This window comes from Adlercreutzia sp. ZJ141, from assembly GCF_011038965.1.
Taxonomy (GTDB): Bacteria; Actinomycetota; Coriobacteriia; order Coriobacteriales; family Eggerthellaceae; genus ZJ141.
This window is the reverse complement of sequence record NZ_JAAKEB010000002.1, coordinates 1-24,266: the sequence shown is the minus strand read 5'-3', so window position 1 is coordinate 24,266 and position 24,266 is coordinate 1. Positions and strand designations below refer to the sequence as shown.

The following is a 24,266-nucleotide window of genomic DNA, read 5'->3' as shown; positions in this document are numbered from 1 at the left end:
GAAAAGAAGGGTTTGTCATGGGGAATCACCTTACCTTTGTTGAGGATACCTCACGTGAGGACGCCCGTGCGTTTTTCGAGAACGCTCAAGCGTTTTATGCGCTGCTGAGTAGTATTTTTTATCTGGAACTAACCGAAGAACAGATAAATGGCTTGGCCGAAAGCGGATTCGACTATCCCGACGATGACACAGACATGGCCCACGCCTGTGCAGACATGCGTCGCTACCTGGCACGTCGCGGTGCGAATGCGCGGCAAGACCTGGCAGTTGACTACGCTCGTGTATTCCTTGCCGCCGGCGTATACGAAGGCGACACAGCAGTACCTTACGAAAGCGTGTACACCTCACCTGAAGGCATTATGATGCAGGACTCCCGCGACGATGTCGTGCGCATCTATGCGGAAAACGGCTTGGTTATCCCGCGCGATCTGAATGTGCCAGAAGACCACCTAGCTTTCGAATTGGAGTTCATGTCTCGCATGAGCGGACGTATCGCCGAGGCGATTCAGGCCGAAGTCGAAGCCGAAATCGACACCGTAGCCGAAACCGACACCGAGGCTCCCTCCGCCGAAGCTCTAGCACACACGCAGCTTGCGTTTATCGACGAACATCTGCTGAACTGGGTGCCCGACCTGCTCGGCCGCGTGGAAACATGGGCTAAGCTGCCGTTCTACCCCGCCATCACCAAGATGACTCTGTGCTACATTCGCGAGAACCGTGCGCTACTCGAAGAGCTTCTCGAGCCTGCAAAGCCAACCGAGCCATCAGGAGTTCTGTTATAACGGACAGCAGCGGGTTTGGGACAACGGGGACAATACCCTACGTCCCCGTTGTCCCACTTCATGGCCACTATCCCCAGACGAAAACCCACGAATGCCTCATCGAGGAAATGTAGGGAAGCACCTCGCCGTTCCCGTTCGTTCTAGCTTACGCTTGATTTTCGTTGCACTTTCGGTATACGAACGGCAGAAGGTTTTCGTTCAGGAACGTGCGATATCCGTTCGGATCGCGGCTAAATGCCTCGGCCATCTCGCCTCCCTCTGCAAGCAGGGCAAACAGTGCATCGGTCATGGCTGTGGTAAACACCGCCGCAAGGTCGCTCATAGCATTGCTGCGCGCTTTGGCCACAAAAGAGCTGTCCTCCATAATCTTATCAGCGCAAGCGCGAATGATCTTGTCGGCATCCTGCCAGTTGGTGCCGAAACGTTCGTTCATTTGATCTACGAGCTTGGAAAGGTATTCCTTCTCTTCATCGTGAACCGACGGGGTGGCGTTTGAGTTGTGCAGCGTTGTGGCTTCAAGCTCGATGGACTTCGTGCCCTTATTCTCGATGCGCAGATACTCCATTTCAACCTTGTCGCGCAAATCAACCGATCCGCCTGTGTCAAGGTAGAGCTTCTTCATAAGATGCCCGCCGAACACGAAGAAACGGTGCATGTCCTCGTCAGATAACGCGATCATCTGCGTGATGAAGGAATACCCTTTCAGAAACTTCTTCAGGTAGGCCTTAAACAGGCGCTTATCGTCGTCTTCAAGCGCCTTCCAGCGATCCACCGGCGCAGAAAGCACGCCTTCTATCTGGCGCAACGCAACATCGTGGTTGCCTTCAGTAAACCAAATGTCGCTTACACGGTCTATTTCGGCCTCATCGTAAACATGATAACCGTCGAGCTTCTGCCTAATGTCGTACACGACGTTTAGATCGGTAACGTTGTCGAGCTCGGTGGCTTCGTAGTAATCAGAGAAGGACGACTGTATGGTTTCCCAGTCGTTCGCGAAATCGAGCACATAAGTGCGCTTTTTGGGATAGCACCGGTTCAGACGCGAGAGAGTTTGCACGGCAGCAACACCGGTAAGCGCCTTGTCCACATACATGGCCTCAAGTTTCGGCTGATCAAAGCCCGTTTGAAACTTGTTAGCACACACGAGTATCTGATAGTCGTCGGTGTCGAACCGCTCGGCTGTCTGCGAATCGGAAAACCCGTTGCACTTAGTCTCGGTCCATTCCTCATCGCCATCGGCAACGGTTCCAGAAAACGCCACCAGCGCCCCAAACGCAAAGCCATTGTCTTTCATGTACGCGTTAATGGCGCGCCAGTAGCGAAGCGCCGCCGGACGCGAGCTGCAAACCACCATCGCCTTCGCGCGCCGCCCAAGGTCGCCCGCCACGTTTTCCGCAAAGTGCTCGACAATAATGGCCGCACGCCTCTGAAGAACAAGCGGATCGCCCGTTACCAACTTCATGAGCGCACGATTCGCCTTCGACTCCTTGTAGCGAGGGTCGTCTTGAATGGTTTTCGCCAGCTTGAAGTACGTGTCGTAAACCGTGTAGTTATCCAGCACATCCAGGATAAACCCTTCTTGTATTGCCTGCTTCATCGAATACAAGTGGAAGGGTTTTGGGTTTTCGCCGTTTTCGTCCTTCACGCCAAACACTTCAAGTGTTGCCGCCTTGGGCGTAGCGGTAAAGGCGAATATCGAAAGGTTGGGCAACGTGCCCTGCGCGTTCAGCTCAACCAAAAGCTCGTCTTGCGCATCGAGGTCGTTCGGGTCGGGAAAGTCAGGCTCAGTAAGCGCAACTTTCATTTTGGCATGCGCCTTGCCGGTTTGAGACGAATGAGCCTCGTCGATAATCACAGCGAATGTGCGCCCGGCAACCTTCGTCTCGTTGCAAATGTAAGGGAATTTCTGGATGGTGGACGTGATTATTTTTGCGCCTGAATTGAGCGCCTCGCGAAGCCCGGCCGAGCCATCTGCCTCAGTTACGCGCACCACCACACCGCGCTTGTGATCGATTGCCTCAACATCGGCGGAAAGCTGCGAATCGAGGTTTCTGCGGTCGGTAAGCACCACAACGGTGTCAAACACCGGCTGGTTTTCGGCATTGTGCAGCGTAGACAAGTGATGCGCAAGCCATGCGATAGAGTTCGATTTTCCCGACCCTGCCGAGTGCTGCACTAGGTAGTTTTTCCCCGATCCGTTTTCGCGCGCGTCGGCAGTCAGCTTACGCACGGCGTCTAGCTGGTGATAACGCGGAAAGATAACCTTGGTCATGTACTTCGTTTCGGGGTTGTACACAATGCGCACGAACCGCTGCAGAATATCAAGAAGCGAATCGGGCGCCAAAACGTCGCGATACAAGTATTCAGTACGGTACCCCTTCGGGTTTGGCGGATTGCCGCCGCCATTTTTGCCATTTCCCCTGTTAAAAGGAAGAAAGACGGTCTTCTTTCCTGCAAGCCACGTGGTCATCTCCGCTGCTTCAGAATCAAGCGCAAAATGCACAATGGAGCGCCGGTTTGGTTTAAAGATGAGCTCTTTCGGGTCGCGGTCAATTGCGTACTGCTTGGCTGCATTTGCGGTGCGCTGCCCGGTCAGGTTATTCTTTAGTTCCATGGTTACTACAGGAATGCCGTTTAAAAACAGCACTACGTCGATAGAGTCAAGCCTATTCGAGTGCATGGTGCCGTAACGCAGCTGGCGCACAACTTCGAAGCGATTGGCGAGGTATTTACACACAAGATCTGGGTTACGATCGGTTGCAGGTTTGAAGTAGCACAGCCGAAAAGACGCACCTGGGGCCATGCTGAAGCCATCGCGCAATTTGCGGATGAGGCCGTCTTGGTCCTGGTGCGGCTCCAGCACATCGTTTACGCGGGCAAGGAAGCGCGCTTCTGTTTTCGCGCCGTACAACTTTTCGATCTTCGCCCATTCATCAGGCTGCGTTTCCTTTATGAAACTTATGAGCGAATGCGTTTTGAGTGCCAGTTTACGATCGTAGTCGTGCTGCCCCGCCAGCTGGTTGCCAGCCTCGCGCTCTTCGCGGAAAGTTCGCCATCCTGCGTTTTCGAGGAAGCGCTCAACGTCGTTTTCGAAGGCATGATCGGACGTTTTACCGAACGGCTTGTACTCATAGAGGTTGTCGCCGTCTATAAATACATCGCCTTCGCGCAGGTTGTCCGCCACGTCCTTGGGAAGAGGTGTTGCTTCGAAAAATGTGTCGACACGTGCCATCATGCGACTCCTGGGACTTTGAACTTGCCAGTAACGGCTTCGGATATGAGAGACTTGCGATACTCTCGCAACAAATCAATTTGCTTACGCTGACTAGTGACAAGGGCGTCTATCTCTAAGGTCTTGGTGTCCAGGAACGATGCGATCCTATTCTGTTCGGGCAGCGGAGGCAAAATTACTTTGAGCTGATTGAGTTTGGACGCTTTTATTCCTGAAGCCGTAGAGCCCGTTGCAAATGTTAATAGATTGCTTTGGAACTGATTGGACATAATCCAATAGACGAGATAGCTTCCGTTTAGTCTTTTTACATCAGGAACGAGCATAATGATTCTCTGGGCGGCAGCACAGCTGTCGTCGTCTACTACTGCGGCTTGGCCCAACGGGGCCTCCATCGTAAAAAGCACCGCCCTCTTTATGAGTCTTCCTCGCTGCATTGCTCTGTTGTATTCACTTTCGGGTATGTACTCCCTGGACGCATCATAGTCAATACGTCCATTTTTGATATTGCGTCCAGTTATGAGGAACCTTCCCGAGTCAGCTTTTTTTGGCGTCCTTCCTCTATAATCGGTGATTGATTCGATTGGCCTGGTAAAACCCTGTGCGGTCCAATGCGCAGGGATTTCGCCGATCCATTCGATGCCGGAGTCTTTCATGGGGGCATCGGGATCCAGCCCCTTGGTGACCGCTTCGGAAATCACCGACTTGCGGTATTCTTCAAGCAGCTCGATGGACCTCTCGGTCTTCTCGATCAGCGAATCGATTTCGGATGTTTTCTCGTCGAGATAATCTGAGATAATACGCATTTCGATCTTGGGGGGAATGGGTAATATCACATTATTTAGTTTTGACATAGGAATACGCATTCTAATCTCAAGAATACCATTGCCTAATCCCTTGAGTTCATTCTGTAGCGTTGATGTCTGGAATAAGTAATTGAAATATCGAACGTCTTCATTGTAGCGAGTGTGAAGCATGTAATAAACTGGACTAACTGCTCCATAATACGAGGATAAACCGACCGATCCTATTACAACGTTCATGCTATTAAGAACTATATCGCCAGGGTAGGCAATCATATAGCCTGATATATCTTCCTTTGCTTTGTTTCCTTTATCCCCTTTTTCGGAGTACGGTATCACCCCATCGACATTAGTCAACGATAAGACAAAATCAGTCTTGATAGGATTGTTCTTCTCTTTTCTATCAACAAGATGGTTTTTCAATCTTGCAACTTCCCAATGATCTGGAATTTCTCCGATCCAATCAACGCCGGAGTCCTTATAGCTTTCGTACCGCTCCATGGCTATTCGCCCTCACCGTTGGGGAGCTCGCCAGCGGCTTCGCGTTTGCGCCATTGCTCTTCTTCGACCTCTTCGCGGCCTTCCCTGAGCAAGGCGGCAAGCTCTTCCTCGGTCGGCAAATAGGTCATGTAGGTAGAGGCGAACAGGTTCTCCTTGTCGGCAAGCACCGAGTATTTGGCCGTCGCCTCGCTCTTTTCCGTGCACAGGATTATCCCGATGGGCGGGTTGTCGTCGGCGGGCTTGTACTTGTCTTCGAAGAGGCGCACGTAAAAATCCATCTGACCCACGTCCTGGTGCGTGAGCTTCTTGGTCTTTAAGTCAATGAGCACGAAGCAGCGCGTCAGGTAGTTGTAGAACACGAGGTCAACGTAGTATTCATCTTTGTCGTCGGTGATGCGCATCTGCCTGCCCACGAAGCAGAAGCCGCGCCCTAGTTCCAGCAAGAATTGCTGAAGCTTGTCCACCAAGGCACCTTCCAGCTGCGATTCAGAGAACTTTGCTCCCCGCGGTATTCCCAAAAACTCCAGAATGTAGGGGTCACGCACGAAAGAATCGGCTTTGGTGACAGGTTGCGTTTTCTGTATTTCGGCTGCGACCTCTTTCTTGTTATCCTCGCCTTGGGTCAGGCGCAGTCGGTCGTAAAAGGAGGTGTTGATCTGGCGTTCCAGCTGCCTAACGCTCCAGCCAGATTCGGCTGCTTCGTTCATGTACCACAAGCGGCGTTCTTCATTTGACACGCGCATCAAAAGTCGGTAGTGCGACCAACTCAATTCGCTACGCAGTGTGTAGCGAATTGGAAAAACTTGATAGAACTGACGCATGTTACGCAGATTGGCAAGCGTAAAGCCCTTCCCAAACTCTTCGGTAAGCTGCTTGGAGAGATATTTCAGCAACTGCTTCCCGTAGTCCGCGCGCTCTCCGATAGCATCGTTGATTTGCCTGCCTATCTCCCAATAGGCGCTCACCATTTCGAAGTTGACGGCACGCCCGACGTTCATTCGTGCTTGTTCGAGTACCTCCCGAATCTGCGAAAGCGTTTGCTTCTCAACCTCATCGACTTCGGCAAGAGCTTGCTTGCTTTTGGCTAGCTCGTCTGGCGAAGGCAGATTTTCCCAATCGACACTCATGTTAGAACCCCGCTTTCTGCAGCTGCTCAGCAATGCTTGCTTCCAGCTCGCGAATTTCGCCAAGGATTTCTTGGCTGGGACGCAGCGGCGTGTACTCGTAGAAGTAGCGTGTGAAGGGAATCTCGTAGCCCACCTTGTCCTTCTTGCGATCCATCCAGGCATCGGGCGCGTAGGGCAGCACCTCGCGTTCGAAGTATTGCTGAATGTCCTGGCCAAGAGGGATATTCTCGTTGTCGCGCAAGCTGCTGTCGGGCTTCGGCTTACCCTTCTTGTCGATCACGATTGCGCCGTCGTCATCACGCAGGGGCCGCTCCACCGTAACGGTTGTGTACCCGAAGTCGTCGTTAGTAAACACCTTGGATAGCTTCGGATCGGCTTCCTCGAAGGCGTTGTAAAGCCCCACAATGTGTTCAATTTGCTCATCGGTGAACTGCTTGCGCTTGCTGCCTAAGCTTTTGCGCATCTTCGAGAAGATGCCGTTCGCGTTGATGAGCTGCACCTTCCCCTTGCGCTCACTGGCCTTCGCGTTCGTAATAACCCAAATGTAGGTGGCAATGCCGGTGTTGAAGAAGAAGTCGTTCGGCATGGCGACGATGGCTTCCACCAAGTCGCGCTCCAGCAGGAAACGGCGTATTTCGCTCTCGCCACTTCCCGCCGCTCCCGTGAACAACGGGCTTCCGTTCAGAAATACCGCAATGCGCCCGCCGCCATCTTCAGGCAGACGCATTTTCGACACCATATGTTGAACGAACAGTAGCTGCCCGTCGGATATGCGCGGAAGGCCCGCGCCGAAGCGGCCCGCGAAGCCCTTCTTCTCGTGTTCATCCTTCACTTCTTCCCGCGACTTCTTCCACTCAACTCCGTAAGGTGGGTTGGAAATCTGGTAGCCGAAAAGCTCGTCTACCATGGTGTCGTTTGCCAGCGTGTCTCCAAAGTGGATGTTGTCCGACTTGCCGCCCTTCAAAATGGTGTCAGACTTGCAAATGGCATAAGACTGCGGGTTGATTTCCTGCCCGTAGCCAATAATTTCCGCGCGAGGGTTGAGCGCGCGCATGCGATCCTCGAATACGGCAATCGCCCCGCCCGTGCCGGCGCACGGGTCGCATACCTTTACGATGCGGTTCGGGACGGTTAGGTCGTCTTTTGCGCCTGCGATCAGCAGGTCGGCCGCAAGGGCAAGGCCGTCGCGCGGACTGAAGTGCTCGCCGGCAGTTTCGTTACTGACCTCGCTGAACTTGCGGATGAGTTCCTCGTAGATGTCGCCCATGTCGGCGTTGGTTACCGATTCAGGGCTCAGGTCAACCCTGGGGTCGCAAAACCGCTTCGTCACCAGGTACAACAGGTTCGCCTGATCGAGGTCTTTGATGACGTCGTATATCTTGAAGTTCTCCAAAATGTCTACGATCTCAGGGCTGAATGCGGCAATGTAGGTGGTGATGTTTTCCTTGATGTCGGCTTCTTCGTCGAGCAGGCTTTCCATAGTGAAATTCGACGTGTTGTAAAAATCGAGACCCGACGCTATCTTGAGCTGCCGGTCGCGATACGCACGACGGTCGTCTTCCCCCATTGCCGCCATGAAATCTGGGAGAGGCTTGGCAGCTTCAGCAAGAACTACTTGCTTGGTGGGAGCCAGCACAACATCGAGACGTCTGAGCACCGTAAACGGCAGGATGATGTCGCCGTATTCATGCTGCTTGAAGCTTGAGCGCAAAAGGTCGGCGGTTCCCCATATGAAACTGGATATGGCTGAATGGTTCATGCGTTTCGTCCTTCGTTATTCCTTTTCAACGAGCTGTTGGATCATGCCCTGCCGAATGAGCGCACTAAAGCTAATCCCTCGCAGCGCTGCCGCTTCCTTGCTTGCATCTCGAAGATTCCTAGGAATGCGAATGGTTATCGCCACCTGATCGCCTTCGCTCAGGTACTTCTTCATGTCGGTATCGTCCGCGCCCGCCTTAATAAGATCCACGTACCCCATCGCCAGCCTCTTCTCTTTCAACAGACGAATGCAATATAAACGCAAGGCTCATTATAGAGGAATGCAGGCCTTCATGCACGACAAAGACCACCGGGCACAGTTACGTACGGATACGACTCATGGATGGTTGGTTGCAAATCTTGCAAAAAAAGCCGAAAGATGCAAAAATTACCTAAAATTGCAAAAGAGGAGGAAAAGTGGCTCTCGCAAACCCCTTCACGCCCACCTTCGGTCGCGTTCCGCTGCTAATGGCTGGACGTCTCAACATCATCAATGAAATGGAACGCGCTTTCGAAAATGGCCCGGGCGATCCAAATCTGTCAACCATCTTCACTGGTCCTCGCGGTACCGGCAAGACTGCGCTACTTCTCTACCTATCTCGTATCGCCTCTGCTCATGGGTGGATTTCTGTGAATGTAGCCGCTATCCCCGGTATGCTGGAGGACATCATCGAGCGCACACGCGATGCCGCCGCCGAATTCATCGACACCTCAGAGCCCCTGCGTATCAAAGGTCTCACCATCGGGCAGCTTCTCGGCATCGAATGGGAAACGGGAGTTCCCCAACTTGGGAACTGGCGTACGCGCATGACTCATCTGCTGGATGCGCTGGCCTCCCAGAACATCGGGCTTCTCATTACCGTGGATGAAGTGCGCCCCGACCTCGATGAAATGGTGCAGCTTGCCACCGTGTATCAGCACTTTGTGGGCGAGGAACGTGCTGTAGCCCTTATTCTGGCGGGATTGCCAGGAAAAGTGTCTTCACTTCTTCGCAACGAGTCCGTTTCGTTTCTTCGCCGTTCCAATCGCCATCGCCTGGGGAATATCCCCGATGACGATATCGCCGAGGGTATTCGCCTCACCATCGAAGAGGGAGGGCGACATATCGAAGCCGAGGCTCTCGAGAAAGCTGTTGAGGCAAGTGACGGATTCCCTTACCTCATGCAGCTGGTCGGGTTTCAAAGTTGGGCACAACACCCCGATCTTCCCATAGTATCGTCAGACGATGTGGATGCAGGAATCAGCCTTGCCAAGAAGAACTTCTCCGAGCGCGTACTTGAAGCTACATACTATGACCTCTCCGAAAAAGACCTCGCGTTCTTGCAAGCCATGCTGGCCGATAAAAGCGATAGTCGCCTAGCAGATATCGCCAAGCGACTTTGCGCGCCAAGCAACTATACGAGCACCTACAAGCGACGTCTCATCGAGCAGGGCGTCATCGGAGAACGAGGCCGTTCTTACCTCGTCTTTGAATTGCCCGGCTTCCGCGAATACCTGTTAGAGAAGCTAGATCCCATTAGTTAGGCCACAATCTTACTTCTTCTCTTGTATTTCTTGCCGTGAAGCGGCAATCAGAAAGAAACCGCCAGGACCCTTATCGATATTCGTGCGGAATGAACCCGTGTTCTTCAGTGGCCCGACACCAGGATGCTTCTACATATTCCACCAAAGGCTCAAGCTGCGCCTTATCGGAATGATCAAACGATGTTCCCAGCATTTCAACCATGAAATCACCTTGGCGGGTGCGGTCATTCTTTTTGGCCGTGGATTTCTTCACCGCTTTCAATATCATTCTTTGGGGGCAACCCAAGCTTGTCAAAGCGGAAGCCGCCCTCCAGATAATAGAACGGGATTTCTGCCAGGTTGTTCTGTTTTCGAATGTCCGCGATAACTTCTTCAAAAGGAGGGGTACAACCAACGGCGAATACGGCGGCAGGCGTTGCGGCACCGCGCAGCTTATCCAGCCCCATGATCATGCCGCCCATAACCCAACCACCGAAAACAACTCGTTCATATGCGCGAAGCTCAGTCTCGTCGAGCTTTTTTAGCGAGACACAAGAACAGTCCAAACGCTCGGACAGCTCGAATGCATACTGCTCGGTAAACCCAGTATTGGAGCTATAGACTACGATTGTCTTCATGTTCTTCCCCCTTTATCTTCTCAATGTTTCTAATGAGCTGCATAAACGTTTGAACCGTTGTACTAATCGCATCGTCGGGAATAGTTGCAAAAAGCTTCTGCATTGCCTGCTCGCTTGCCAATTCATACTGATTTCTGAAGAGCATGGCTTTCTCGGTTAGAACCAATCTTTGCTTACGCTTGTCTGTTGTGTCCTGCTGGAATTGCAGATATCCGGTTGACTCCAGTTTTGACAAAACCTGCTTCGCATTTTGATGCGAGCAGCCTAAAAGATTGGCCATATCTTTAATGGTGGGCGCTTCTGGAAACAGAGCAACACAGTTCATGGAAAAGACCTGCTTCCAGCTTAGCTCTTCAAACAAGGCATCTGCCGTTGCCTGAAAACTGTTGTTGAAGCGACTGATCAAACCGATCAAAAAGTAGTTCTCCCCTATCTGTTCTGAACTGATTCCTACAAAGCTGGTGTCTCTATCCATCCGTTTCTCCGCTTCTTATAATATGGAAGATATTACCTATAATGGCACTATACAAGATATTACCTTTAAGAACAACGAAGAAACGAGCGCATACGCAAGCTCGAAAAGAAATGGACACTACTCACAGGTCAGCCAAGGACAGGTCGCGTGCTCAGCTGCACGCAGATGAAGTTGGCAAAAAATGCGCGAAATGCGCGATTGAGCAAAGTTAGCCGTGGCTTCGGGAAGTTTTTTCACGAAATGCGCGGTTTGAAGCGGAAAAACGGGCAAAACCGAGTCGGAAACGAGCGCCGCACTCACCTTCTTAAAAATGCCTTTACGTTTTCCCTGTTCAGAGGTGAACGCTGTTTTTCCTGAAGATTCGGCGAGCTTTACCGACTCCATCAAACCGTACATTTCGTAAAAAAAGTTCCCGAAGCCACGGCTAACTTTGCTCAATCGCGCATTTCGTGAAAAAAGATCCAGAAGGTGAGGTTTTCTTGATTTGTTTTAGCGTCCTTGATTTCTTTTAGCGGTTTTGATTTGTTTTAGCGAGCTTGACTGAAGTCGCGCGCGGCAAAAGAGTAACCCGATGAAAAGAGCTCCTTAAGAATTTGACATGGGGACAACGAACAACGGGGTCGTTTATTCACCCACACAAACTCCCAAGGAGCCCTTATAGTCTCAACTTGCGAAGAAAGCCCGTTAGCCTTCAAATGCAGATACCGATTCTTTAACTCGTTGTTCTCTCCCAAAAGCAAGTTGCGGAAGAATGTCTCCAAGAATGAAGCGTCCTCTCGAATGCCCGCTTGGATGTCAGCATAATTTGCACGCACGAGAGCATTTCGAAAAAACCAGGAATGAGCAGCGAAGAGGTCGTTGTCCGCATCGAAACCGAGGGTTCGCAGGTACTTAATGGCAAATACTGCCGTTGTTCGCGTGTTGCCCTCACCGAAGGGATGCACTTGCCACACATTCGAAATGAATCGAGCAAGATGGGCAACAACATCACGTTGTGAGAGAACAGTGTAGTCGAAGCTTCTTTCTTGTCCATGCCGCTGATTGTACCCCATCAATCAAGTCTTGTGCTGTTCGTGTGCTCGTGTATGGGTGAACCTGGGTGTCCGGATGCTCTGTGTTGCGTTTGTTGTGAGCTACGATAAGCAAACCTTCCCATCCGAAATCGAATGGGAAGGCAGAGGAAAGCATATAACGTACGGCGAGGATAACAGGAGCGGACAGCGAGGGACGCTGATAATGCATGAGGTTTATGCTTTACAACGTTCGGCTGCTTGTATACCGGCTTGTCGGAAGTTAATGAGGATACTCTTGAGCACACGGCGGTAAGCTGGTACTCGACTCTTGCGCTGGTTGTTGCTGTAATCTCGCTTGCTGCTCTTTTGGGCCGTAGTTTTCTACGGATCGTTATGCTTGTATCCCCCGTTGCTCTTACGCTCTTGCAGATGTTTTCGTTTCGCCTTCAGATACTCGTAGTGGCTTCGTTCATCAGGATTCCAGGGGCCGAACAGCACTTGTTCGAGTGTTTCACTTGCGGTGCCCGTAAGACCTTCGCGCGGGAAGATGCACTCCTGCTTGCGGGTGTAGAGATAGATTTCCTCGAACAGGCCACTTCGCTCCAGGATGCGGAGATTGTTCGCAAGTTGATCGACTGTCTTGTTATGATGAGCTGGATCGGTGGCGCGGGGCATGGTTCCCGCCAGACGCATTTCCTCATAACGCAGCTGACAGCTGATAAGCGATATTTCCGGCTTCACTGCCATAAGGGCTAACGACACCTCATAACCTCGTTCACGCAGCAGCTTAGCCGACCTCATAGGAATCTCGGCTGTTCGCAGCGTTCCCTCAATGATGAGGTTATATCTCAAGCGCGAGAGATGTTCAACCAAAGCTTCTGTCATGCGGCCTGCCCAGGAAGCGGTATAGTTAACCGATGCATCACCGAAGGAGCTCTGTAGTTCACGAAAACGCGGATGTGCTGCGCGATACTCGTCTCCGTTGATAACAATCACGTTGTGCACGAATTCTTGCCGGTAGATCTGATGCAGCATTGTTTTCCCTGAACCACTCTGACCGCCGAGCAGAATTGCACGGGGATGAGCACTTGGTGCAACAGGTGCAGGCAGAAGAGCGGCTTTTATCTCAATTGCAAGCCGTCGCGAAAGCTCGTCTTCCGAGAATGAAGCCAAATCCTTCGTCATTACGCAGCTCTCCGCAAGGTGCGTGCACATAGCGATTGCAGGCAATCAAGCTCGCCGTTAATACGTGTTAAATCATCGTGGTTCAGGTTTTCTATTGACGCGATGGTTGGTTTGAGAAGAGACAGCTGTACGAGCATATCTTCCCATACAAGAGCAAGGGCCTTATTTCCTTCGCTTTCCGCTTTAAGCTGGCCGTTGATGATATCGCCGAGAATTGCAGCCGCCTTCTCGTTCAGTACTTCTTGCTGAAGGGTGAGTTCGTAGATGTCGTTTATACCCATAACGTCGCCTTCCTTGTTAAAGGTTATTTCTGCGTAAATGACTTTCTCTATGTTGGCACGCTGCTTGGCGCTAAGCACCTCTCCGTCGCGCTCTAGGCAACCGGCCATAAATGCGGGTATTTCTGCTGCTCGAATAAGATTGGCGTTGGCCTTGGTCGGCTTGGTGCCGTTTTCGTAGCGGGCAATGCTTGCAGGCCCAATACCAAGAATGCGGGCAAATGCCTGTTGAGACAAACCATAGCGCTTTCTTATATCCCTAATTCTCTGAGGTGTAATGTCATCAGTCATAGAAAACCTCTCAAATGATGGAGTATTGTCCTAATACTACCATCATTTGAGTTAACAATTCTGACACGATCCATTGAATTTCGTGGTTTATCAGCCGAAAAGCCAGCGCGGTTTAAGACTGCTACCAGCATGATCGCGTCCCTTGAGGAATAGTATGCTGAGTGTCGAGTACAGTTCTCGGCTCAAATAAGACTACAAGCGGTGCAAGAAGAAGCACCTGCCCATGGTTGAACTGCACAGCGTGATAGAGCTTGTAGCGGAAAATTTCGAGGAATCTCTTGGAGAACTACGGCGACACCACAACATGCACACCCTACAGGGAAAATGGAAGGGTCGCTGTGAATGTCATGTTGCAAATGCAGGTGACTGGCTTGTGCGTCCCCGTTGTCCCTGTTGTACGTCATATGCCTACCCCACCTCCCCATTCGACTTCGGATGGGGAGGCTTGTTTATAGCACTTCACAACAAACGCGACGCACAGTCACGTTCCCATCATCAACTCAAACGACCCTCGAGTGTCATCGCCACGTGAAGACAGATGTGAGAAAATGTCTGCGTTTTGATACAGGGTGGGGATGCGCTTAGCAATTTAACTCGCCTGTTTTGATACAGATACACAAGAGAAGGATGGCTGATCTTGAACGGCGAACGTGACAATGAAACAATCGGGAAAAATATCGTTGTCGAGCAATCCTTTATCAAAGATGCACGCGACTACTTCATCAAGGCAATCATTGCCGTTGCTGCGCTGACACTTATCGGCAAGTTTGCTCCCAATTTTCCATCTTTTTCATTCCCTTTCATCTTCTTAGCCTATGCACTTCCTTCGACAATAGGCGCAATGTACTACGTCGTAACTAATCGTTTTCACAGGCAGCTCCGATTCAACGAGAAAGGCAAGTTATCGAGTTTTAACAGAAAATGGTTCGTGTGGCTCCTGGGCTTTTTTATCTTCTTTCTCTTCTCAGGTTTCTTCTTTGTTTTGGAAGCCCCCGAATGGGACAATCTTGAATGGCTGCTCGTTTGGCTTGCCGTGCCTTTCTATTACATAGTTTTCTTGTTTGCACAACGTGCAGCAAAGAAAGAGCTTGCCCCGAAGTTTTATAAGGCGAGCGCCATAAAATGGAGTTTTTTCATAACGGTCATCGTGCTCTCCATCATTTATGCGTTCATGCCGGTACAAGCACCTTGGGGCGACAGTGCAACTCTCGAGGAAGCCCTGCGCAACCCTCTTAGGGAGTTTGATATTTCCTCATGCGCATTATTAAACGAGGCCGACAAGCTTTCGTCTTTCACCGACACTCTGGTTACCTACGGCTTGAATCAAATTGCAGTAGGATCCTTGGCAATCGCTATAGTCGTTCGCTTTGTCCTATGTTTATCCGTCTTCCTAGGCTTAGTGAACATTTTTAGCTTTTGCCTTCTCAACTGGCAAGAAGCGAAAAGTGTGTTCCAACTGCTTCCAGTAGACGAGCAAGAATATGCTAACAACAGCCAACCGACGATGAAAAGGTACTTTCTGGTAATCGCCGGAATATGGCTTGTTTTGGCGCTTCTCTTCTTAGGATTCGAATACGAAATCTCAAAGGCTACTGCAGTAGCTGAACATACAGCCGTTGATACAATCATTGATGATCTACAAAAACGTACCTTGCGCATGACCCCAGACGGAATGAAAGAAATCGATAAGCTTAAGGAGCAGGATGAGGAACGGCAAACTACAAGCAGTGATTACAGAGAAGAGTTCGACCGAATCACTCAGGACAAAGAAATAAACCCGAAGGATCAGATCGAGGAATACTATAATCAGTGCATCAACAATCTTGACTCTTATCTCGATTGGTACGACGGCTTCGGAGGTAGAGTTACCAAGATCATCAAACCCCTCGGCAAGCAAAAGGCACTAGACAAGTTCAGAGAACTTGTTATAGATCCCGTTGACAAGTCTGGACTCGAAGACAAGTACGCTCAGTACATTGATAAGCTCTATCAGAACCATAATGAATATTTGTCAAAGATGATCTCCACCGACCCCAACGCTCCGTCAAAGGAACCCGCTTCGGCAGAAGCAAACGAAAAAGAACTTGAGCTCTGGGAGTGTCTGAACAGCGAAAACGAGTCTTTCACCGTAAATGATACCCTCCTGAACACCGACAAAAACACCGATCGAAGTACTCATAGGGAAAAGCTCATTGGGCTCATAAACAAAGAAAGGGACAGAGTGCTTCGGCAACTGAACGAAAAGACAAATGAATACAGGCCGCAAAACGACCAAACGGATGAAAACAACGCCTAAAACCACGCGCTTTCCACCGCTTTAAGTTGACCTGCTACGTTCTCTCATATCAGAAACAGCAGGGGTTGAGAATGTTGGCAATGTGCTTCACGGGTTATCGGAAGCGGTTCTGCTGCTTTCTAATGTGTGCGACATGCGCAGGCAACGCGCTTGCCTGAAAAAGCGATACCCCACTTCAGTACGCCGGCTGAGCCGATTTCCACTCCCGACTCATACGCATGCTCGTCAATTTGGGAAAGTGCCGTTTCGGCCAACGTATCGAGCACGCTGCATTTGGAATCAGCAGGTCGAACCCACTTGATTTCCAGCGTAATAAGCGGGTCGCGATCGGCATTAAGGGGCACAACTCTCACATCGAAGCGTCCGTGCCCCGCCTCGCGATTCGATACCGGATCGCAATACCCCGACATACCGAAGAGAAGCCCCAGCATGAGCATATGGTACGACGTCTCGCGCGTAAGGTCATGATAGCTGGAGTTATCTGACAGGATGCGTTCCAGCTCAAAGGTCAGTGTATCCGCATCCCCGTTCGCAAAGGCGAAATGCAGGCTGCGCAACCGTCGACGTCCGCCTGCTACTCGTGAGAATCGCTCCACAACTTCGCTTCGATAAAGCTGCGCGACTTCCCTGTTCGGTATGCGCAAAGCACGCACGCAATTGGTACTATTGGGGAAATCAGTATCGTCTGTCGTAAGGTAGCCGGCAAGATACAGCATGCTCCAAAGCGCTTCGTGTTTGATGCCGATATCAGGAAACACCACTGAGGTGTCCAGTGGCTCGAAAACAACGCCGCCGGGCTCCAGAAGACGGTAAAGGTCAGACATTGTCTCGTTGCTACCATCGCGAATCATGTCGCCAAGCACACCATTTCCCGAGGTATTTCCCCAGTACACATCGGCAACGCATCCACTTTTGAAGTAGTTGAGAACACTCCATGGGTTGTATACATCCACCGAGCCGAAGCGGTAGCCGTCATACCATTGGCGCGCCTCGCTCAAACCGCCTTCGCTTCCCAAATACTCCGCGAGCGCCTCGATTTCTTCCTGCGTGAACCCGTAGCGCTCTTCCGACGCCACCGAAAGCGAGGTGTTCACGGTAAGGTTGTTCAGATCAGAAAAGATAGATTCCTTCGAGATGCGTTGTACCCCCGTGAGCACGCCAAAGGCCAATGCGGGATTATCCTTCAGTGCGCCTGTAAGTAGCCCCTTAAGAAACGACACCACCTCGTCGTAGTAACCATGGGTGTAGCCAGCCATAACCGGCGCATCGTACTCGTCAATCAGAACCACGGTACCACGACCGTGATAAGCCGACAACAAACGTGTAAGAATGAGAAGCGATGAGGAAAACTCCTCGTCAGAGGCCCTTCTCTCTGCAATACGTGTGAACACTTCCCGATCGCTCGGATTAAGGGAGCCGTCATCGAGCAGGTAGTAGTGTCTTCCATACTCAGCAACTACGCTCTCGCGAATCATACCTTTCGCACTTGGCCAATCGAGTCCCTTTGCGTTGTTGAAAGACAACCTCACCACGGGATAAGCGGCGTGATCACGCTGGTAGCGGCCTTCTTCGACATCCCAAATGGTAAGACCGCGGAACAGAGACTCGGTATCTATTGCAAACGGATCGCTCACCGACGGAATCTCAAGAAACGACTGGAGCATGCTGAGATTGAGCGATTTGCCGAACCGCCGCGGACGGCAAAACAGCGTAATGGCACCGGGCTGCGATAACACGTCGGCAATGAGCAGGGTTTTGTCGATGAAAACCGAATGCTCGGCTACCATGGGAAACACGCTCACACCCACAGGCAGACGCTTACACCCTGCCAAGTCAGAAATGCGCACATGGCCCTTGCGAAACACACCGTTTTCGTACACGCCCGCACTGCTTGCCATGGGCACCACCTTTCAGTTGCCAGTCTTTGCTGATTATACGCCAAGGCAAGCGAAGAACAGAGCCACCTGCTTCATTGTTTATGGTGCTACGGTCGAAGCCGTAACTACCCATGGGCCAGCTAGCTATAAGGGAAAATTAAGAAAATGCAACATTCTCTTTATGCACTGCGCTGCTACTTTCAAGTTTAGCGATCTCTTATCCCGATAAAAGCAGAATTGTCCGCGAAAGAGATTGCGAGGTAACAGACGAGGACAACGAGATCAGTCACACCTGACGAGCTGCCGCTCCTCTTACCCCTCAAGCATATCGGGTGTGTCGGATGCCTTTGTCTTGGATCCTTTTGCCTTGAGGCCCTTTGCTTTGCGCTCCTTTTTTGCAACCCAACCTGCTGGAACAGGAATCGCCGAGCCGATCACCGCAGCGATCAGCATCACAAACACCCCTTTCACAGGGAAGCACATGAACAGCAGCAAAACCGCCATTAACGGCTGGCGCATCATCATACCGAGTGCACCAGCGGTGCATGCACACAGGCAGAACACAGGGTTTGCCCCCGTAATCAAGGCAATACCGTAACCAAGCGATACGCCGCAGAAAATCACCGGGAAGAAGGCCCCGCCGCGCCAGCCAAGCTTCAAGCAGAATTGCAGCGTGAACGGCTTCAGGAGCGCAGTCGCAATCAGAGCAACGGCACCGATGGTTGTCCATGTTGTCTGTAATTCCTCAGCCTGAATTTCGCCAGCGAACATGGTGTACGGCAAAACCATGCCTAGACACCCCAAAAACAGCCCAGCCACCAGCGCCTTCACAATAGGACGATCCCCCATCGCACTCGACGTGCGCCCAGCGAGAGCGCCGGCAGCATGATACAACCACCCAACGCAAGCGCCGGCAAGCGCGCACGGCACCAGTAGCGCAAGCTCAAAGCCTCCCATACTAATTCCCGAAAAACGCGGCAGACCGCCCATTCCTCCCAACAGGTAGCCAAGCCCCATCATTGTGCCCACGGCACTAGCGATAGCAATCAGGTACACCGCCATCTTAAGAGGCTTAGGCGCCAACACAGGTTCGTCTTCAACAGGCCCTTCGGCACTGCCGAACACAGGAACAGCAAGACCGAACAGCGGCGCGTCGAACGTTGCCGTAAGCACAGCAGCAATACCTACCGACGAAAGTTCGCGAAACTCCTTGCCAAGGAACTTCAGACGGTCGCCCACCCACGTGCAAAGACCTGCGATAACGCCGGTCAGTCCCGCTTCCGGACCAAGGCTACCGCCAAATAGAAGCGGAATGAGCGCCCCCACAAACCCCACGCCCATGTTGCCGTACTCATAACGACCGGTTGCCTTTACCTCGGCCATAACCTCATCCATTTCCCGAGGTTGACCCGGGAAACGCTTTTGGAAAAGGCCGACGACAAGCCCGCCCACCAAACACACAGCCAACGGCCACCACACCTGCCCAGGACAAACAGCATTCGGCAACGTATCCCAAACCAAAGCGATACCGTTGTTCATCAGGAAGAAGAACACCCAGCACACGGCACCAGCCACCGCTCCGAGCATAATCGTGACAAGAATGTAGATGGTTCTCTTTGCGATACGATTCAGCATTGAAAGTCCTGTTCAGAAGTAGAATTATGAGACTGTTTCACAGCCTTTCCCTCAAACATGTGTGCGCTGACATCCCGTTTAGAATCAAGCTCGCCAGCACCATCAGAGTTCCCGGCGCGCTCAGCACCACTGGCCACTCCAGCACATTCGCCGATCCCGACGTCCCCAACCTTACTGACGTTTTCGGAAGACTCATCACGCATAGCAGAAGCTGAACTGTCGGCAAGCGCATCACGCACCTCGCGTTCTTCCTGGTCGTCGCGTGTACGAAACTCCGCAACGAACCCCGCAGAGAAAATGCCCGCAGGAATGGCAACTACCCCAATGGACAGCGCCATAACCACAACGCCAATCAGACGACCCAGCGGTGTTATCGGCGCAAGGTCACCATAACCCGTGGTTGTCATAGTTGTCATCGCCCAGTACAAGCCGGTAAAAACACTATCGAACTGCTCGGGCTGCACAGCATGCTCGGCCTCGTACATGAGAACACTCGATGCAACCCACAAAAGCCCCATCACCATGAACGCCGCAATCAGTTCGCGAGAACATTTCGTAATTACCCGCCCTATGGTTTTCATGCCCAGCATGTAGCGAGTCAGCTTGACCAGTCTCACCAAGCGAATAACGCGAACGGCATCGCTGAGCGCTGCCAGTTCGGGATGAGCCCACACGAGAAGCATGGGCAGAAACGACAGCAGGTCGATAATTCCCATAAGCGAACGCGCATAACGAACACGCGAGCGAACAGCACCGTATTCCGGATAAGCTATATCAGCTGTCCATAAGCGCAAAACGTACTCCACGCCAAAGAGAGCTGTTGACGCAACGCTGAGTGCGAGCACAAACGAGCGCTCTAACCCCGAACCCGCATCTTCAGGAACCCCAACCAATAGCGCATTAGCCGCTATCAGAATAAGCAGCGCACCGCCGAACACCCGAAACCAACCGTGTGCGCGCGGCAAGTCGTTCAGCGCAACGTACATGCGCTGCTTCAAAGAAGCGCTTTGTTCGAAGGCAGTACCCATCACTTAGCACCTCGCGTGAATAACAACCGCTTCGTAGCGTACAGCCTCATCATTCGAGACAGTTGCCACCGCATGATCTGGCGTGCAACCGCGCGCCGGATCAACTTCGTACGATTCAACCACATCGATTACCTTAAAACTCGCCTCGCGCAACCAACGAAATACCTCATCTGCCGTGCGCGCAGCTTGAATACTGTTACCAAGACTGCGGGCACACGCCACAATCGCCTCGCGATCAGACACGGCACCTTCCCCAGCCACCGCAAACACCGTCTCCATCACCAGCAATCCACCAGGCACAAGCGCGCGAAAGAGTTCAAAGATGGTGCGCCTCTGATCGAAGAAAAGCGTGACACTGCTGTTCACGTACGCCACGTCAACCGAAGCGTCTATCACACCCGCCGAGCGAAGGTCTTCCGGGAAGCCTTGGCGAAACTCCATGTTTGACTTCACGTACCCACTGCGCTCAAGCGCGGCCGACGCACCCGCGCGCGCACTGTCGAGGCGATGCGAATCCCAATCGACTCCAATCACCCAGCCATCAGGCCCTACGAGCTCACTGAGCTTGTAGACGCCCTTCCCCTTCCGGCACGCAACATCTAGTACGCGCTTACCACGAAGCTCGTCGGCGGGAAGCACCATGCGACACGCACTCGCAAAGCCGCCTTCCACAGGCAAGCTTTCGTAGTAGCTTTTCAACTCTTGCTCGCTTGGTTTTTGCCGATTCAGTTCCTCTGCCATAGCCTCCCCTTCCAGCTTCGTCTAGCGCAAGGTAACCCCTTCGGGAAGCTCGATAGTCGACACATCGAACTCATCATCGTCTTCTTCGTCGGTACGCTCGACTGCGGCAGACTTGTCTTCTTCGACCTCATGCGAACCGAAAACATCGTTAAAGGCATCAAAGTGAACACGCGGAACTGCGAATACTACATGGGCGATCGCGCCAGGATGCTGTTCCATCCACGCGCGGAACAACTCAACAACGCGCGACGCTTCATACCCAAGACGCCCGCAACCGAACGCGCCACACACTAAGGTTTCGCAGTTATTTGCAACGGCTATGCGAAGCAAAGCCTCCACACGGTTTGCGATAGCCTGATCACACTCCTGCTCCGATCGATGATTCTCGATAGCACGAGCACGCAGCGGCTCGGCGATCGCAATCACATCGACATTGCGAACCTCGCCACCAAGAGAGAACGCCACATTCGGCAAGTATGCAGCACGATCCGTGAACAGCTGCCCGCACCGATAGCTGCGATTCGCATCATGATACAAAGACTTGATGCCGCACAGAACCTGATACAAATTACTCTGCGAGCACAACACTTGCTCGGGGCCGAACGCACCGTCCTCGTACGCGCCGCCAGGTCGGGTGAACGCCGCCGGATCAACAACAACCGTCTTCCCCTTCCCTTCGCGGTAAACCGCATCGACAACGAAGCTTGTCGTCACCACAACCTCAGTGGCGTCATTATCAGCCTCCGGCACCGCGAGTTCACGGCCTTCGCCATCTTCGTAGATCACCGCTGCGGAAACCGTCGCTTCCGTATCGCTTGCAAACGCACCTCTCATCAACGCGCTGTGCTTGGCCGCTTGAGCCTTCCGCTCGTCCCTATCCGCCATAACGCCTCCCGACAATCATCGTTCACGCATTTTAGAACCGCACACCATAATAGCGGAACGAGCGGGCACAACGACCCAAATCTCGCCTTACCGGCGCTACGCACCAGCAAGGGACACACTCACCCGCGCCCTACCCAAGCAATGCGTCACCCGAGCCTGCGCAACCCGCGCGCTGCGCCGCCTGCATCCTGCGCCACACCCGTCCCAAACTCCAGCCCCCAGCTCTCCTCTCGCTTGCGTCTTCCGCTTTCACGAAAGCTGTCACAAGACTCGCGTATAATGGGCCTGATCCAATGCCATAGAGTTATACAGAAGCACCGCCGCATCAAAGGGTCACACCGAAGGAGACAACAATGAACATAACCGTATACTGCGGTTCAAACCCAGGAAAGGACCCTCTCTTCATACAGGCCGCCCATGATCTCGGAACCTGGATAGCGAACGCTGGCCATGCACTCGTGTATGGAGGAAGCTCGATTGGGCTGATGGGGGCCGTCTCACAGGCCACAATCGATGCGGGAGGCCAGGTTTACGGAGTGGAACCGCAATTCTTCATTGATGCCGGAGTAGCGCAGCACGACCTAACCGAGCTATATGTGGTCCAAACCATGAGTGAGCGAAAAGAGAAGATGATCGAGCTCGGCGATGCGTTCGTCGCCCTTCCCGGCGGCGTGGGAACCTTAGAGGAAATATCGGAAATTACATCGCGCATACGACTCGGTATGAACCCTTCTGAATGCTACTTCCTCAACATCAACGGCTTCTACAACCCCTTGCAGATGCTCCTTTGCGAAATGCACGAACAGGGATTCCTCGATCAGATCGACCTCGACCGCATCCATTTCCCCAAAAACCTTGAGCAGCTCGCTGCCCTTATCGAACACGCGCGACTCAATCCAGCTCCAAACATCGCTTCTGCAACAGAGCTCCACACCCCTGTTGTAAGCATCGCCAGCTAGATAAGGAAACGTGCTGCATGAGCGCCGATGATGAAAACATCAATGAGACAAGTGACCACACGCGCATAACCATTTACCGTGATGTAAACGCTGACGAAAGCGCTCTTATCACGCTTGCCCAACAGCTTCATGTACGCATCGCGAATAGAGGCGAGCAAAATAATCAAACCAGCACGCCATCGCTTATTTTCGACGCCGAAGGTCTTACGCTTATAAGCGGTTCCTTGCGGGTACGCGGCGACTTCACCCGCATGATTCCCCGCATCAAGCAGCAAAACCTCCATCGTGAACTGCTGGTAAAAGCAGCGAAAACCAGGCATACAAACGAAACTCCAACCGCCATCGATGCAACGGCAGGTCTTGGAGAAGACGCGCTGCTACTTGCCGCTGCAGGCTTCACGGTGCATCTTTTCGAACGCGATCCCATAATAGCTGCGCTGTTACACGACGCCTTGCGGCGTGCCGAGAAGATAGACGAACTCGCCAACATCGTTGCACGAATGACTCTCACAAAAGGCGACAGTATAGAAGCTCTCAGTCAACAAGAAGACACAGTTGACGTGATTCTGCTCGATCCAATGTTTCCCACCAAACGGAAAAGCGCACAAACGAAGAAGAAACTCAAGCTCATTCAACAACTCGAACATCCCTGTGAAGACGAGAGTGGCCTCTTGCGCGCTGCCATCGGCGCCAGGCCGCACAAGATAGTGATTAAGCGCCCTATCAAGGGGCCATATCTAGCGGGTGTGAAACCCAGCTATTCTCTTGAAGGGAAAACTATCCGCTACGACTGCATCGTTGTCAGGTAAGCCACCAGGCAATTAACCCTTCCGGGTAGCCTAGCACACATGTGATCCGCCACGCACGTCCAAGCAAGCAAAAGGCCCCGCACGATACGGGGCCTTGTTTGTTGTTGTGGGATAAAGGGGCCAAACACACATGTGGCACTAAAACACACAGGTGCCCCCCGCGAGCGCGGCACCCTATCCTCCCACGGGCTTGCCCCGCAGTACTTTCGGCGATGGCGGGCTTAACTACCGAGTTCGGAACGGTATCGGGTGTGTCCCCGCCTCCATGGCCACGCTCGCGGGGGGCACACCGTTTGGTGATCTGCCCCAACGCGTCGCGTCTATACGACACCTCGTGAGTAGCACTTCTTTCGCTACCCTGGCGGTTGCATAGCGCACAGTAATCAACTGATTATAGCTAACAAAGACGAATCGCTTTAGACTCAACACTGCTTATGCGAGAGTAGAGAAAAA

The 24,266-nt window shown here is 52.3% G+C and carries 22 protein-coding genes, 1 rRNA gene and 1 pseudogene; 6 read left to right on the top strand and 18 right to left on the bottom strand.

The window, feature by feature from the left end:
* The first annotated feature begins 17 nt into the window (after positions 1-17).
* A complete protein-coding gene (locus G7Y44_RS01380; RefSeq protein ID WP_165246966.1) occupies positions 18-782 on the top strand; it encodes a TorD/DmsD family molecular chaperone in 765 nt (254 codons plus the stop codon).
* Positions 783-927: 145 nt separating this feature from the next.
* Here the strand turns inward: G7Y44_RS01380 and G7Y44_RS01375 are convergent, their stop codons facing one another.
* Genes G7Y44_RS01375 through G7Y44_RS01355 form a run of 5 tightly spaced genes read right to left on the bottom strand, consistent with a single transcriptional unit; the run spans position 928 to position 8,420 of the window.
* A complete protein-coding gene (locus tag G7Y44_RS01375; RefSeq protein ID WP_165246964.1) occupies positions 928-4,017 on the bottom strand; it encodes a type I restriction endonuclease subunit R in 3,090 nt (1,029 codons plus the stop codon).
* Positions 4,014-5,315: a restriction endonuclease subunit S gene (locus G7Y44_RS01370; protein ID WP_165246962.1), complete on the bottom strand. Its 1,302-nt coding sequence runs from the start codon at positions 5,313-5,315 to the stop codon at positions 4,014-4,016. The genes G7Y44_RS01375 and G7Y44_RS01370 overlap by 4 nt, the downstream gene beginning before the upstream one ends.
* 2 nt (positions 5,316-5,317) lie before the next feature.
* A complete protein-coding gene (locus G7Y44_RS01365) occupies positions 5,318-6,442 on the bottom strand; it encodes a PDDEXK nuclease domain-containing protein (protein WP_165246960.1) in 1,125 nt (374 codons plus the stop codon).
* Position 6,443: 1 nt separating this feature from the next.
* Complete coding sequence (locus G7Y44_RS01360; RefSeq protein WP_165246958.1) at positions 6,444-8,201, bottom strand: type I restriction-modification system subunit M; 1,758 nt, start codon at positions 8,199-8,201, stop codon at positions 6,444-6,446.
* A gap of 15 nt (positions 8,202-8,216) precedes the next feature.
* Positions 8,217-8,420: a hypothetical protein gene (locus G7Y44_RS01355; RefSeq protein ID WP_165046121.1), complete on the bottom strand. Its 204-nt coding sequence runs from the start codon at positions 8,418-8,420 to the stop codon at positions 8,217-8,219.
* A 197-nt stretch (positions 8,421-8,617) separates the two neighbouring features.
* On the opposite strand from G7Y44_RS01355, the gene G7Y44_RS01350 reads away from it, so the two are divergent.
* Positions 8,618-9,724, top strand: a complete 1,107-nt coding sequence (locus G7Y44_RS01350) for an ATP-binding protein (protein ID WP_206214375.1) — start codon at positions 8,618-8,620, stop codon at positions 9,722-9,724.
* Positions 9,725-9,794: 70 nt separating this feature from the next.
* On the opposite strand, the gene G7Y44_RS10470 is transcribed toward G7Y44_RS01350, so the two are convergent.
* The 7 genes from G7Y44_RS10470 to G7Y44_RS01320 all read right to left on the bottom strand — a co-directional run bounded on the left by G7Y44_RS10470 (position 9,795) and on the right by G7Y44_RS01320 (position 13,583).
* The gene (locus tag G7Y44_RS10470; RefSeq protein ID WP_256367710.1) at positions 9,795-9,926 is read right to left on the bottom strand and encodes a hypothetical protein; all 132 of its coding nucleotides are present in this window, start codon (positions 9,924-9,926) and stop codon (positions 9,795-9,797) included.
* 22 nt (positions 9,927-9,948) lie between these two features.
* On the bottom strand, positions 9,949-10,341 hold the full coding sequence (locus G7Y44_RS01345) for a flavodoxin domain-containing protein (protein WP_165246956.1): 393 nt from the start codon (positions 10,339-10,341) through the stop codon (positions 9,949-9,951).
* The gene (locus tag G7Y44_RS01340; protein WP_165246954.1) at positions 10,319-10,816 is read right to left on the bottom strand and encodes a MarR family winged helix-turn-helix transcriptional regulator; all 498 of its coding nucleotides are present in this window, start codon (positions 10,814-10,816) and stop codon (positions 10,319-10,321) included. Before G7Y44_RS01340 ends, G7Y44_RS01345 begins: the two co-directional genes overlap by 23 nt.
* Before the next feature lie 117 nt (positions 10,817-10,933).
* Positions 10,934-11,200, bottom strand: coding sequence for a hypothetical protein (locus G7Y44_RS01335; protein WP_165246952.1), 267 nt, complete (start codon positions 11,198-11,200; stop codon positions 10,934-10,936).
* A gap of 143 nt (positions 11,201-11,343) precedes the next feature.
* Entirely contained in the window at positions 11,344-11,868 is a 525-nt protein-coding gene (locus tag G7Y44_RS01330; protein ID WP_165246950.1) for a Fic family protein, read from the bottom strand.
* 342 nt (positions 11,869-12,210) lie between these two features.
* Positions 12,211-13,014 carry a zeta toxin family protein gene (locus G7Y44_RS01325; protein ID WP_165246948.1) on the bottom strand — a complete coding sequence of 268 codons (804 nt, stop codon included), beginning with the start codon at positions 13,012-13,014 and terminating at the stop codon, positions 12,211-12,213.
* Positions 13,014-13,583 carry a helix-turn-helix domain-containing protein gene (locus tag G7Y44_RS01320; protein ID WP_165246946.1) on the bottom strand — a complete coding sequence of 190 codons (570 nt, stop codon included), beginning with the start codon at positions 13,581-13,583 and terminating at the stop codon, positions 13,014-13,016. Before G7Y44_RS01320 ends, G7Y44_RS01325 begins: the two co-directional genes overlap by 1 nt.
* Positions 13,584-13,785: 202 nt before the next feature.
* Between G7Y44_RS01320 and G7Y44_RS10520 the strand changes: the two are divergent.
* Together G7Y44_RS10520 and G7Y44_RS01310 are read left to right on the top strand one after the other, a co-directional pair.
* Positions 13,786-14,115, top strand: a pseudogene (locus G7Y44_RS10520) (type II toxin-antitoxin system YafQ family toxin); the annotation flags it as partial.
* 105 nt (positions 14,116-14,220) lie between these two features.
* Positions 14,221-15,879 (top strand): hypothetical protein, encoded by a 1,659-nt coding sequence (locus tag G7Y44_RS01310; protein ID WP_165246944.1) that lies wholly within the window; start codon positions 14,221-14,223, stop codon positions 15,877-15,879.
* Positions 15,880-15,998: 119 nt separating this feature from the next.
* Here G7Y44_RS01310 and G7Y44_RS01305 read toward each other — a convergent pair whose 3' ends face one another.
* The 5 genes from G7Y44_RS01305 to G7Y44_RS01285 form a co-directional block, all read right to left on the bottom strand.
* Positions 15,999-17,777: an AAA family ATPase gene (locus G7Y44_RS01305; RefSeq protein ID WP_165246942.1), complete on the bottom strand. Its 1,779-nt coding sequence runs from the start codon at positions 17,775-17,777 to the stop codon at positions 15,999-16,001.
* Positions 17,778-18,068: 291 nt separating this feature from the next.
* A complete protein-coding gene (locus tag G7Y44_RS01300; protein ID WP_165246940.1) occupies positions 18,069-19,391 on the bottom strand; it encodes a chloride channel protein in 1,323 nt (440 codons plus the stop codon).
* Positions 19,385-20,419 carry an ion transporter gene (locus G7Y44_RS01295; RefSeq protein WP_165246938.1) on the bottom strand — a complete coding sequence of 345 codons (1,035 nt, stop codon included), beginning with the start codon at positions 20,417-20,419 and terminating at the stop codon, positions 19,385-19,387. Before G7Y44_RS01295 ends, G7Y44_RS01300 begins: the two co-directional genes overlap by 7 nt.
* A 3-nt stretch (positions 20,420-20,422) precedes the next feature.
* Positions 20,423-21,160, bottom strand: coding sequence for a methyltransferase domain-containing protein (locus G7Y44_RS01290; protein WP_165246936.1), 738 nt, complete (start codon positions 21,158-21,160; stop codon positions 20,423-20,425).
* 21 nt (positions 21,161-21,181) lie between these two features.
* The gene (locus tag G7Y44_RS01285; protein ID WP_165246934.1) at positions 21,182-22,045 is read right to left on the bottom strand and encodes a TIGR02452 family protein; all 864 of its coding nucleotides are present in this window, start codon (positions 22,043-22,045) and stop codon (positions 21,182-21,184) included.
* Positions 22,046-22,398: 353 nt separating this feature from the next.
* Between G7Y44_RS01285 and G7Y44_RS01280 the strand changes: the two genes are divergently transcribed.
* Entirely contained in the window at positions 22,399-23,004 is a 606-nt protein-coding gene (locus tag G7Y44_RS01280; protein WP_165246932.1) for a TIGR00730 family Rossman fold protein, read from the top strand.
* 17 nt (positions 23,005-23,021) lie between these two features.
* Positions 23,022-23,813, top strand: a complete 792-nt coding sequence (locus tag G7Y44_RS01275; RefSeq protein WP_165246930.1) for a class I SAM-dependent methyltransferase — start codon at positions 23,022-23,024, stop codon at positions 23,811-23,813.
* A 161-nt stretch (positions 23,814-23,974) separates the two neighbouring features.
* Here G7Y44_RS01275 and rrf read toward each other — a convergent pair.
* Positions 23,975-24,090, bottom strand: a 5S ribosomal RNA gene (rrf, locus tag G7Y44_RS01270).
* Positions 24,091-24,266: the final 176 nt, after the last annotated feature.